This window comes from Streptomyces zaehneri (assembly GCF_032248645.1).
In the GTDB taxonomy this organism is placed as follows: Bacteria; Actinomycetota; Actinomycetes; order Streptomycetales; family Streptomycetaceae; genus Streptomyces; species Streptomyces coriariae.
The window spans coordinates 303899-316153 of record NZ_JASTTJ010000001.1; the positions used below are offsets into that span (position 1 = coordinate 303899).

The 12255-nt window shown below is 72.3% G+C and carries 7 protein-coding genes; 2 read left to right on the top strand and 5 right to left on the bottom strand.

The window, feature by feature from the left end; translation table 11 throughout:
- The first annotated feature begins 27 nt into the window (after positions 1-27).
- Together QQM72_RS01390 and QQM72_RS01395 are read left to right on the top strand one after the other, a co-directional pair.
- Positions 28-1320, top strand: coding sequence for a vWA domain-containing protein (locus tag QQM72_RS01390; protein WP_399075727.1), 1293 nt, complete (start codon positions 28-30; stop codon positions 1318-1320).
- A gap of 735 nt (positions 1321-2055) precedes the next feature.
- Positions 2056-3237 carry a hypothetical protein gene (locus QQM72_RS01395; RefSeq protein WP_314218933.1) on the top strand — a complete coding sequence of 394 codons (1182 nt, stop codon included), beginning with the start codon at positions 2056-2058 and terminating at the stop codon, positions 3235-3237.
- A gap of 146 nt (positions 3238-3383) precedes the next feature.
- Here the strand turns inward: QQM72_RS01395 and QQM72_RS01400 are convergent, their stop codons facing one another.
- From QQM72_RS01400 to QQM72_RS01420, 5 genes are all read right to left on the bottom strand, one after another.
- On the bottom strand, positions 3384-3902 hold the full coding sequence (locus QQM72_RS01400) for a DUF1990 domain-containing protein (protein ID WP_314218934.1): 519 nt from the start codon (positions 3900-3902) through the stop codon (positions 3384-3386).
- 72 nt (positions 3903-3974) lie between these two features.
- The gene (locus QQM72_RS01405; protein WP_314218935.1) at positions 3975-5639 is read right to left on the bottom strand and encodes a M4 family metallopeptidase; all 1665 of its coding nucleotides are present in this window, start codon (positions 5637-5639) and stop codon (positions 3975-3977) included.
- A gap of 318 nt (positions 5640-5957) precedes the next feature.
- On the bottom strand, positions 5958-8012 hold the full coding sequence (locus QQM72_RS01410; protein WP_399075539.1) for a M4 family metallopeptidase: 2055 nt from the start codon (positions 8010-8012) through the stop codon (positions 5958-5960).
- A 452-nt stretch (positions 8013-8464) separates the two neighbouring features.
- A complete protein-coding gene (locus QQM72_RS01415) occupies positions 8465-10339 on the bottom strand; it encodes an ABC transporter ATP-binding protein (protein ID WP_314218937.1) in 1875 nt (624 codons plus the stop codon).
- Positions 10336-12216, bottom strand: coding sequence for an ABC transporter ATP-binding protein (locus QQM72_RS01420; RefSeq protein ID WP_314218938.1), 1881 nt, complete (start codon positions 12214-12216; stop codon positions 10336-10338). Before QQM72_RS01420 ends, QQM72_RS01415 begins: the two co-directional genes overlap by 4 nt.
- Positions 12217-12255: the final 39 nt, after the last annotated feature.

The following is a 12255-nucleotide window of genomic DNA, read 5'->3' on the forward strand; positions in this document are numbered from 1 at the left end:
GACGAACTGTTGAGCGCCGACGGGCCGATGGGCCCCGACAAGCCGCCGAGGTCCGACGAGGCGCGGGCCGTCACAGGCAGGTCCCGGGGCGCGGTGCAGCCGAGGCCCCTGGACCTCGACAAGCTCTTCGCCGCTCGGCTGCAGGCCGCCCGGGCCCGGCCCTACCTGGCGACGGCCCTGTTCGCCCTGCACCCGGTGGAGTCGCGGTGGGTGCCGACGATGGCCGTTGACCGGCACTGGCGCTGCTATGTCTCACCGGCGTTCGTGGACCGTATGCCGGTGGAGGAGCTGGCCGGGGTGTGGGTGCACGAGGTGTCGCACCTGCTGCGCGACCACCACGGGCGCAGCGAACGGGTCGCCCGGGAGCGGGGGTTGACCGGCCCCGGCGAACAGCTGCGGATGAACATCGCCGCCGACTGCGAGATCAACGACGACGCGTTCGGGGACGGGCTGGTCGAGCCCGGGGGCGCCGTCACGCCGGACTCCCTCGGGCTGCGGTCGGGCGAGCTGATGGAGGACTACCTGCGCCAGTTCCGGCTCGGACCGCACACCCAGAACCTGGTGTGGCTGGACTGCGGCAGCGGCGCCGACGGACGGGAACGGGAGTGGGACCTCGGCCCGGACGGCGCGCACGGCCTGAGCGAACAGGAACGGGACGCCGTCCGCTTCCGGGTGGCGCAGGGCATCGCGGGCCGCCGGGGGACCGCCCCGGCGGGGTGGCGGCGGTGGGCGGAGGAGGCCTTCCATCCGCCGCAGCCGTGGCGGGAGTTGCTGGGCGCGGCGGTCCGCTCGGCGGCCTCGGCCCCGGGCGCGGGGGAGGACTACTCCTACGGCCGACCCTCCCGCCGCTCGGCGGGCGTCCCGGGCACGGTCCTGCCGAGCCTGCGCCGCAGACCGCCCCGGGTGAGCGTGGTCATCGACACCTCGGGATCGGTCAGCGACGCCGAACTGGGCAGCGCGATCCTGGAGGTCGCCGCGATCTCCCGGGCCGTGGGCGGCCGACGCGACCTGGTCACGGTGGTGCCCTGCGACGCGGCGGCCCGCATCGTGCACCCGCTGTGCCGGGGCGAGGGCATCCCGCTGATGGGCGGCGGCGGTACGGATCTGCGCGCGGGCTTCACCAAGGCCCTCCGCGCGCGGCCCCGCCCCGACGTCATCGTCGCCCTGACCGACGGCCAGACCCCGTGGCCGAGCACCCGCCCGCCGTGCCGCACGGTGGTGGGCCTGTTCCCCCGCGGCTCGGCGTCGTACGACGAGGACGACCCCGACTACGTTCCGGACGAGCCGCCCGCCTGGGCCCGGGTGGTGGAGATCGGGTGACCGGGGAGGGCGATCTGTGGTGAATGTCGTGTGATCACGTTCACTTCGGCCAAGGGGACTGTGTGAATATCTTGTGCTCCCGCTGGGAGATCCTTTAGAACTTGCCCCCTCGTGATCGTTTGGGCGGGGGGATTCCGCGCGTTCGGCACGTCGGAGCAACGGATGAGCGGAATGAAGCGAGTGAGCGAAGAGAGACCCGAGATGTCCGGAGTCCGTCGTCGGGGGGCGGGTGTCCTGAGGGCTGTCGTGGTGGTGGCCGGTCTGTGCTTGGTGGGGTGTTCGGCCGCCGGGGGTTCCGGTGCCGACGGGTCGAAGGACAGGGAGAGTTCGCCCTCGGGCCCGGTGTCCGCGTCGGTGAGTTCCTCGAGCGGTGCAGCTTCACCGAGCCCTGCTCCCAGTCGTTCGGCGACCGCGTCGGCCTCGCCGTCGCCGTCGAGGACCTCGGCTCCGCGGGCGACGAAGAACTCGTCGGCGCAGGCGGACGGCGGCTCCGGCAGGTCGAGCGGTTCCGGTACGAGCGGCGGTGGGTCAGGCGGGTCGGGTTCTGTCGCGCAGAATCCCAACCGGGGGTCCGATCCTCCGCCCGCGCCGCCGCGTCCGGCGCCCACGCCGGAGTGGACCTCCGAGGAGTGGCAGCCCGGGGATCCGGTCGAGACCAGGCCTCTCGCCACGCCTGAGCAGGGCTGACATAGGCTGTGCCGCCCGGTGACCGACGCAGAGAGAGGCCGACGGCGCGTGTCTGACAGACCGTCCGAGGAGCACGGATCCGGTTCGCAGAAGGGGGAGGGGGAGGGGGACGGCAGCTCCATATCCGATGAGGAATGGGCGAATTTCGTCCAGGACAGTGAACGCGCCATACCCGACTCCGCCCCGAAGGAGCCGTCCGCGCGGGCCCGCGAGGTCACGGAGCGGCTGCGGCGGCAGGACGCGCTCGGGCGGACGCCCAAGGGGTGGCGAACCGTTGCGGATCTGCAGCAGACACAGGAGCGGGTGTCCCGGAGGAGGCGGCGGCTGTGGACGTTCCTCGGGGTGCCTGCCGTGATCGCTCTGGCCGTCGTGGCGATGCGGCCGTCGCTGTTGCCGGGGAACCCCTTCGGTGCCGGCGTGCCCGAATCCGCCGTCTCCGCCTCGCCGTTGCCCATGGAGACCGTCGCCCCGACCGGCGCGCCCGGCTCGGCCGGCATGGCGATTCCCACGGTCGAGCGGCCGTTCGCCGGCTCCCCGGCGTTGCGGTGGGCCGACGGCGCGGCCGGCATCGTCCCGCCGAAGGCGACCCGCGTCGGATCGCTGTCCAAGGCCCAGGTGGAGCAGGCGCTTGAGCAGACCAGGAAGCTGCTGATCGACGCGAACCTCGATCCGGCCACCTTGCGCGGCGGACGTCCCGAGACGGCGCTCTCCGTGATCGAACCACGGCAGAAGGAGTTGCTGGACCTGCTGGACACCTCGCTGAGCGAGCCGGACGAGGAGCACGACCCGGTGCTGATGTTCAGCCGCTTCGACCCCGCCGAACTGCGCCTGGCCGGTGACGTGGTCAAGACGCGGGGACGGATGACGTTCAAGGCGGGCGAGAGTGCCTCCGTCGTCGTCCACGCCGACTACACCTTCGTGTATCCGCTGGTGCGCGTCGACAAGGACGCCCCGACCGAGGTGGAGCGCACCATCGTGCGCCGGGTCGTCGACATCGAGCTCTTCGATCCCGCCAAATGGATCGTCACGCCGGGGAAGATCACCGTCACGAAGTACGACCAGGAGATCGGCAACTCGGCCTGCGACGTCTACGACGGTTATCTGCACCCCCAGTTCGAGTCGGCCGAGCCGACGGGCGCGCCTGCGACCGGCCCGACGACGGACCCGTACGACCGCAGCCAGGACCTCGCCGGCCACGCCGGGGGCTGCGGCGTGGTGTCCCGTACCTGACCTGACCTGACCTGACCTGACCTGCCGGTGCTCGGTGCGCGGTGCGCGGTGCGCGGTGGGCCGGGGCGGCCCGCCAGGCCCTGACTCGTCCTCGGCTGCGACTCGTCCTCGGCTGCGACTCGTCCTCGGCTGTGACTCGTCCTCGGTCAGGTCTTGTCGCCCTCGCACAGCTCCCGCAGCACCACCCCGCACCGTCGTGCGTACGCCTGCTGCAAGCCGCGGGTCGCCGGGCCGCCGGCCCTCGCGTACCACTTCGCGCCGCGGCTGAAGGCGGAGACCGTCAGCCAGACGGTGCCGTCACCCGTGCGGTCGACGACGAAGGACTCCTCGCCGCGTTCGGGGTGGCCGGGGAGGGTGCCGTACGCCCAGCCGGCCCGCCGGTGTTCGTCCACCGTCCAGACCACTCGGCAGGGGGCTTTTATGAGGCCGGCCAGGGTGACCGTGACGTCGACGTCGGGGGCCGCCCGGTCCGCGGTGGTGTCCATGCCGACGCCCAGGGCGCGGTGCATCTCCCAGGTCAGGACCGCTTCGGCGGCTCGGCGGAAGACCTCGTGGCCCTCGCCGAGGCGGGTGCGGACGTGGAGGGAGTGGAAGCCCGGAGGGCAGTGGCCGGGGCGGTCGCGGGTCGCGCCGACATCGTCGTACGTGAAGTCCTTCGAAGACATGGGAGCCAAGAGTAGGGCGGTACCCGGGGATGCCTTCGTCCCGGGTACCGCCCAGTCTCAACTACGTTGCCGTCAGGCGACGTTGACGGCGGTCCAGGCCGCCGCCACCGCCTTGTACTCGGTGCTGGTCGAGCCGTACAGCGCCGACGCCGCGCTCAGGGTCGCCGTGCGGGCGCCCGAGTAGGTGGTCGTCGAGGTCATGTAGGTCGTCAGCGCCTTGTACCAGATCTGGACGGCCTTGGCGCGTCCGATGCCGGTGAGGGTGGAGCTGTTGTACGTCGGGGAGTTGTAGCTGACCCCGTTGATGGTCCGGCTGCCGCTGCCCTCGCTCAGCAGGAAGAAGAAGTGGTTCGCCGGGCCGGACGAGTAGTGCACGTCCAGGTTCTTCAGCGAGGACGACCAGTAGTTGGCCGAGCCGCCGTCCTTGCTGGGCTGGTCCATGTAGCGCAGCGGGGTGCCGTCGCCGTTGATGTTGATCTTCTCGCCGATGAGGTAGTCGCCGACGTCGGAGGTGTTCGCCGCGTAGAACTCGACGGCGGTGCCGAAGATGTCGGAGGTCGCCTCGTTGAGGCCGCCGGACTCGCCCGAGTAGTTCAGGCCCGCGGTGTTGGAGGTGACGCCGTGGGTCATCTCGTGGCCGGCCACGTCCAGCGAGGTCAGCGGGTGGGTGTTGCTCGACCCGTCGCCGTACGTCATGCAGAAGCAGCTGTCGTCCCAGAAGGCGTTCACGTAGGCGTTGCCGTAGTGGACACGGGAGTACGCGGCGACGCCGTTGTTCTTGATGCCGCTGCGGCCGAACGTCGACTTGTAGAAGTCCCACGTCGCCTGCGCGCCGTACGCGGCGTCGACCGCGGCCGTCTGGTCCGTGGTCGAGCTGGAGGCGGCGCCGGTGCCCCACGTGTCGTCCGCGTCGGTGAACAGGGTGCCCGCCGAGGAGGTGGTGGCGTGCGCCTTGTTGTACGTCTTGTGGCCGCCGCGCGTGCCGTCGGTCAGCTGGTACGTCGAGCCCGAGAGGGTCGTGCCGAGCGTCACCGTGCCCGAGTAGAGGCTCTTGCCGGTGCCGGTCTCGATGCCCTGGTACTCGTACAGCTTCTTGCCGGTGGCCGCGTCGGTGATGACGTGCAGCTCGTTCGGGGTGCCGTCGTCCTGGAGACCGCCGACGACCGTCTCGTAGGCGAGGACCGGCTTGCTGCCGTTGCCGGCCCAGATCACCTTGCGGGGCGCGTCGCTGGCCTCGGTGCTGGCGGAGCCGGCGTCCTTGGCGAGGGTCAGGGCCTGCTTCTCGGCCTTGGCGGCGGTGACGACGGGGGTGAGCGAGGCGACCTTGATGGTGGTGCTGGTCGCCTTGGTGACGCCCTTGTTCGCGCCCGCGGCCGACTCGTGGACGACCAGGTCGCCGCCGAGGACCGGCAGACCCGCGTAGGTCCGCTCGTAGCGCGTGTGGACCGTGCCGTCCGCGTCCTTCACGACGTCGCGCACGACCAGCTTCTCCTGGGCGCCGAGGCCTATCTCCTGCGCGGTCTCGGGCGCGTCGGCCTGCTTGTCCTGGATCAGGGCGGTGCGGGCGGCCGGGGCCAGCGCGGTGGGCACGGCGAGGGGCGTCGCGCCGGCGGCGTCCGCCGGGCTCTGGGCGGCGGCGGTACCGGCGGTCAGGCCGGTGGTGACCAGGGCTCCGGCCGCGACGGCGGTGGCGATGGCCAGGGTGGTGCGCTTGTGACGCGCGTAGAGGGAGGTCACACAAGCTCCTTGGATGTGGGGGTGCCCGGGCAGCGTGGGGTGGCTGTCCGTGACTGCTGTGAAGTTGTGCGGCGGGTGACAGGAAGACTGGCATCAAGGCGCGTACATGTCAGGACCCCGAAGTGATGTTGGCTGAAAATCAACTGTCTGGTGAACATTGCCGGAATGTAAACGGACTTGACCTGGGTCAAAGGCCAACAGGGCGTAGGTAAGGCGCTGGCAAAAAGGGGACGCCGCCCCGGAGGAGTCGAGACTCCGGGACGGCGTCCTGTGCGAGGCCCGTCGGTCGGCTGTGCGCGAACCCTGGGGGCCTGTGACCTACGGGAAGGTCAATTTCCAGCTGTTGATGTAGCCGGTGTCCTGGGCCGCGTTGTCCTGGACCCGCAGCTTCCAGACCCCGTTGGCGACCTCGGAGGACGCGTTCACGGTGTACGTGGTGTTGATGTTGTCCGTGCTCCCGCCGGTGCCGTAGGCCTTCAGTGTGTAGGCCGTGCCGTCGGGGGCGAGCAACTGCACCTGGAGGTCACCGATGTAGGTGTGGACGATGTTGACGGCCACCGCGAGGTTCGAGGGCGCGTTGCCGGTCCGGCCGGAGACGGTGACCGAGGAGGTGACCGCCGCCCCGTTGTCCGGAATCGATACGTCGGCGGTGTTCTCGAAGGAGGTGCCGCCACCGCCGCCCCCGCCGTCGGAACGGGCGCCGACCGCGACGCCGGCCCACGCGTCCTGTACGGCCTTGTACTCGGTGGAGGTCGTGCCGTACAGCTCACCGGCCGCCGCCAGCGTGCCGGTGCGGGCCGCCGCGTAGTTGGTGGTCGTGGTGAACTTCGTGGTCAGCGCGCGGAACCAGATCTTCTCCGCCTTGTCGCGGCCGATGCCGGTGACCGGAAGACCGTCCGCGGTGGCCGAGTTGTAGGTGACACCGTTGATGGTCTTGGTGCCGCTGCCCTCCGACAGGAGGTAGAAGAAGTGGTTCGCCGGGCCGGACGAGTAGTGGACGTCGACCGATCCGATCCCCGAGTACCAGCTGTCCTTCGACGCGCCGTCCTTGCTCGGCTTGTCCATGTAACGCAGCGGCGAGCCGTCGCCGTTGATGTCGATCTCCTCGCCGATGAGGTAGTCACCGACGTCGGAGGCGTTCTGCGCGTAGAACTCCACCGAGGTGCCGAAGATGTCCGAGGTCGCCTCGTTGAGGCCGCCGGACTCGCCGCTGTAGTTGAGACCCGCGGTGTTGGAGGTGACGCCGTGCGTCATCTCGTGCCCGGCCACGTCGATGGACGTCAGCGGGTGGGTGTTGCCGGAGCCGTCGCCGTACGTCATGCAGAAGCAGCTGTCGTCCCAGAACGCGTTGACGTACGCGTTGCCGTAGTGCACCCGTGAGTACGCGGCGACGCCGTTGCCCTTGATGCCGCTGCGGCCGTGCACGTTCTTGTAGTAGTCCCAGGTCAGGGCCGCGCCGTAGTGCGCGTCGGCGCCCGCGGTCTCCAGGTTGGACGCGGCGCCGGTGCCCCAGACGTCGTCGGAGCCCGAGAAGAGCGTGCCGGTGCCGGAGGTGCCCCGGTTGAGGTTGTACGTCTTGTGGCTGCCGCGAGTGCCGTCGGTCAGGTTGTACGTGGACCCCGACTGTGTGGTGCCGAGGGTCACCTGGCCGCTGTACATCGTGTTGCCGGTGCCGGTCTCGATGCCCTGGTACTCGTAGAGCTTCGCGCCGGTGGTGGCGTCGGTGATGACGTGCAGCTCGTTCGGGGTGCCGTCCTCCTGGAGGCCGCCGACGATCGTCTCGTACGCCAGGACCGGGGTGCCGTTCGCCGCCCAGATCACCTTGCGCGGCGCGCGGTCGGCGTCCGCCTGCTCGGCGCCCGCGGCCGCGGCGAGGCTCAGTGCCTGCTTCTGCGCCTTGGCCGCGCTGACGGCGGGCGAGAGCGAGGCGACCTTGATGGCTGTCCGGGTGGCCTTGGTGACGCCCTCGGTGGCGCCGGACTTCGCGGTCTCGACGACCAGGTCGCCGCCGAGGACCGGCAGACCGCCGTAGGTGCGCTCGTAGCGGGTGTGCAGGGTGCCGTCGGCGTCCTTGACGACGTCACGGACGACGAGCGCCTCCTTGGCGCCGAGGCCCAACTCCTTGGCGGTGGCCGCCTTGCCGGCGTCCGCGTCGCGTATCAGCGCGGCACGCTGGGCGGGGGTGAGGCGTACCGACTCGGCGCCCGGGTTCGCCTGACTCGCCGCCTGCGGTGCCTTCACCGGGGCGGCGGTCGCGGCGCCGGACTGCACGGCGGCGGCGATGAGCGCGGAGACGCCGACGAGGGCGACGGCCGCGGCACGACGGGAGGTGCTGTGGGGGGTGCGTCTGCGAGAGGGACTGCTGCTCAACACTGACTCCTTCTGCGCGGCCACGGGTCACGCGGCCAGGGGAGACCCGACGGCGGGTGAGCCGTGCGGGCACGACAAAGGCGGTACGCAGAACAAATGCGGAACGTGGAGCGGGCGTAGCTGTGGGGTTGCTGTGAACCAGCAGTGGGAAGAGTGGCAGTGGATTGCGCTATCTGTCAGGAGCGCGTCAGGAAGTTGGCCGGAAACAGTTCGTTGTCCGGTAGTTCATGTTCGATATGCGGTCGATTGGCCGACAGGTCATGTCGAGCGGCCCGGCGCCGGCCGGCTGGGCCCGTGCGGCCCACGCGACCCGTGCGACCCGTGAGCCGCCGCGGAGAGGTACCTGGCGCTGCTCATCGCCCCCCTGGAGACCCGCACCCGCCTCGGCACCCGCGGCGTCTTCGCGACGGGACGCGTGCGGTGGACGAGGCCGCAGTGGACACGTTCATGCGGGCCTACGGGGTCTGAGCCTGGCAGGCCTCTCCCGCGCCTCCGGCCTCTCCCGCTTCTCCGGCCTGTCCGGCCCCTCCGGGCGCTCCAGCCCCTTCTCCCGCCCGGGAGTCCCCCGCGCGCTCCCCGTGCCACGTCCGCCAGAGCGCCGCGTACGCCCCGTCCGCCGTCACCAGCGCCTCGTGGGTGCCGAGTTCGGTGAGACGGCCGTCCTGCATCACGGCGACCCGGTCCGCGTCGTGCGCGGTGTGCAGGCGGTGGGCGATGGCGATGACGGTCCGGCCCCGGAGCACGGCGGCCAGTGCGCGCTCGGTGTGCCGGGCCGTCGCCGGATCCAGCAGCGCCGTCGCCTCGTCCAGGATCAGCGTGTGCGGATCGGCCAGCACCACCCGGGCCAGGGCGAGTTGCTGGGCCTGCGAGCCGTCCGTACGGGCACCGCCCCCGCCGAGCACGGCGTCGAGGCCGCCGGGCAGCTCCCGGACCCAGTCGGCGGCGCCGACCGCGGCCAGCGCCGCCCACAACTGCCCGTCACTCGCGGCCGGTTCGGCGATCAGGAGGTTGTCGCGGACCGTACCGAGGAAGACGTGGTGCTCCTGGGTGACCAGCACGACCTGTCGGCGCAGCGTCTCGGGCGCCAGCTCCGCGACCGGCACTCCGCCCACCGTCACCGCGCCCGCGCTCGGCGCGTCCACGCCCGCGAGCAGCCTGCTCAGCGTGGTCTTGCCCGCGCCCGACGGGCCGACCACCGCGAGCCGCTCCCCGGGCCGCACCGTCAGGTCGACCCCGCGCAGCACCTCGCCGCCGCGCTCGTAGGCGTACCGCACGCCGGTCACGTCGATCCGGTCGTCCGCCGGAGTGGGCGCGCCGCCGTCCGGCTCGGCGCGCGGCGCCCCGGCCAGGCCCTCCACCCGGGCGAACGAGGCCCCACTGCTCTGGAGTTGCTCGACGCGCAGCAGGATCTGGTCGAGCGGTTCGGTGAACTGCCGCAGATACAGCGCGGCCGCCACCACCGCGCCCAGGCTCATCGCGCCCCGCGCGTGCAGCGCGCCGCCCAGCAGCAGCACGCCCGCCACCGGCAGCGAGTACGACACCTCGATCACCGGGAAGAACACCGAACGCAGGTGGAGGGTACGCAAGCGGGTGCGGCGCGCGATCTCCAGCGCGTCCCGGCTCGCCGCCGTCCGCCGCTCCTGGAGCCGGAACGCCTCGACCGTGCGCGCCCCGGACGCGGTGGCGGCGACGATCTCGGCGATCTCGGAGGTGGCCGCGCCCTCGGCGAGGTAGGCCGCGCGTGCCCGCCGCAGATACCAGCGCAGCGCGAACCAGATCGGGGTCAGCCCCAGCACTCCGATCGCCCCGAGCAGCGGGTCGATCACGAACACCGCGCCGAGGGTGATCAGCGCCTGGACCGTGCAGACCAGCAGCTCGGGCCCGGCGTCCCGCAGGGTGGTGCCCACGGCCGCCACGTCGGCGGTGCCGCGCGTGGTCAGATCGCCGGTGCCGGCCCGCTCCACGACCGACGCGGGCAGCGCGAGCGCCCGCCCGACGAACTCCTCCCGCACCCGCGCCAGCGTCCGCTCACCGAAGCGGTGGCCCGCGTACCGGGCCCAGCGGGCCAGCAGCAGCTGCGCGAGCGCGCAGGCCAGGATGGCCGCCGCGAGCCGGTCCACGGCTCCGGTGCCGTGTCCGGCCCGCACCTCGTCGATGATCCGCCCCAGCAGCCACGGCCCGGCCAGGCCGGCCCCCGCGGCGAGCACGTTGAGGGCGAGGGCGGCGCCGAAGGCGCGCCGGTCGGCCCGCAACAGCCGGACCGCCGCCCGCCGCACGGCACCGGGCTCGGCGACCGGCAACCTGCCCGAGCCCTCGTCGACCACCGTCACCGCACGACCTCCTCGGAACCGGCGCCGGCACCGGCATCGGCGCCCGTGTTCGTGTTCGTGTCCGAATCCGTGCCCTTGTCCCCACCCGCATCGCCACCCGAGGCCGAGTCCGCGGCCGAGTCCGGATCCGAGTCCGGATCGAGGTCGTCGGTGTCGGTGTCGTCGGCGTCTCGTGCCACCAGGGACCGGTATCCCGGTTCCCGTTCCAGCAGGTCGTGGTGGCGGCCGGTCGCCGTCACCTTTCCGTCGACCAGGTAGTGGACGGTGTCCGCCTGGGCGAGGAGCAGCGGTGAGGTGGTGGTCACCACCGTGGTCCGGCCGGTCCGTGCCGCGCGCAGCCGCTGGGCGACCGCCGCCTCCGTGTGCGCGTCGAGCGCCGACGTCGGCTCGACGGCCAGCAGTGTCCCTGGGTCGGCGAGCAACGCCCGTACCAGCCGGACCCGTTGCCGCTGGCCGCCGGAAAGGCTGCGGCCCTGCGCGGTCACGGGTGACCCGAGTCCCTCCGGCAGGCCCTGCACGATGTCGTCGGCCGCCGCCGCCCGCACCGCCCGCCCGACGTCCGCCGGGGAGGGCGCAAGCCGTCCGCCCACCACCTCGCGCAGACTCCCGGCGAACAGGTCGGCCTCGTTGTCGGCGACCAGGATCCGGTCCCTGACCTGGTCCAGTGGGACGGCGTCCAGCCGAACTCCGCCCCAGGTGGCGTCCGTGGGGCCGTACCGGCCGATCCGGTCCACGACGGCGGTCACCTCCGCGTGCCGGGCGCCGACCAGCGCGGTCAGCCGGCCCGGTGCCACCCGCACGCCCGAGACGGGGTCGTGCAGCACCGACGGCTCGACGGGCGCGTCGGCGACACCGGTGCCGGCGCCGGCGCTGATCTCGGTGTCGGGGGCGGGCGTCAGCCGCAGCAGCCGTACGACGCGCCGGGCGGCCACCACGCCCCGGCTGAGCTGGTAGCCCATGTCGACGAGGAACGCCACCGGGCCGATCAGGACCGCGACATAGCCGTACACCGACACCAACTCGCCGACCGTCATGTCCCCCTGGGCGGCGAGCCGGGCCGCCAGCCAGGTCACCACGGCGAGGAACAGCGTCGGCAGGCCCAACCCGAGCGCCTGCATCCAGCTGGTGACCGCGCCGACCCGGTAGCCCTGCGCCCGCAGCCGCTGCGAGTCGCGGTCGAAGGAGGCCGCGAACAGCTCCTTGCCACCGAGCCCGTTGAGCACCCGCAGCCCGCCCGCGAGATCGCCGATCCGCGCGGTGAGCACTCCCTGCCGCTCCCGGTACTCGGTCTCCGTGCCCTGCAACCGCGACATCAGCGGCCCGACCAGCACCGCGACCACCGGCATCCCCAGCAGCACGACCGCCGCCAGCAGCGGCGACACCGACAGCAGCAGCCCGGCGACGAAGACGTAGACGACGACCGAGCCGACGCCCGGCCCGATCACCGTCAGCGCGCCCGCGATCGTGTGCACGTCGCTCACCCCGATGGTGACGACCTCCGCGGCCCCCGCCTGGCGCGGCAGCGCGGCACCGAGCCGCAGCGTGTGCCCGACGACGACCTTGGTGGTGCGGAAGTACCCGTCCATGCGCACCCGGGTCATCGTGCGGTGCCGCATGATGCTCACCCAGGCGTTGAAGGCGCCCACCGCGAACAGGGCCGCCGTCCAGCCGGCCAGCGCCGCCGTGTCACCGGGCTCGAGACCGTCGTCCACCGCCTTCGACAACAGGTACGGCGCCACCGCCAGCAGCACCATCCAGACGCTGGCCAGCACCGCCCCGGCCAGCGCCCGCCACGGCTGGCAGCGCACCAGCCACGCCAGGTAGGCCCAGCCGCCGCGGCTGTCGGGCGTGCCGGGATCCTCGTACGCGTCGATCATCAACTCGTCCCTCCGGCCCCCGCAGTTCCCCCTGGACGT

What these genes read in the sequence shown, in the direction of transcription:
- QQM72_RS01390 (WP_399075727.1), top strand. Translation starts at nt 28, where the DNA reads ATGGGCCCCGACAAGCCGCCGAGGTCCGACGAGGCGCGGGCCGTCACA.
- QQM72_RS01400 (WP_314218934.1), bottom strand. Translation starts at nt 3,902, where the DNA reads ATGTCTTCGAAGGACTTCACGTACGACGATGTCGGCGCGACCCGCGAC.
- QQM72_RS01420 (WP_314218938.1), bottom strand. Translation starts at nt 12,216, where the DNA reads ATGATCGACGCGTACGAGGATCCCGGCACGCCCGACAGCCGCGGCGGC.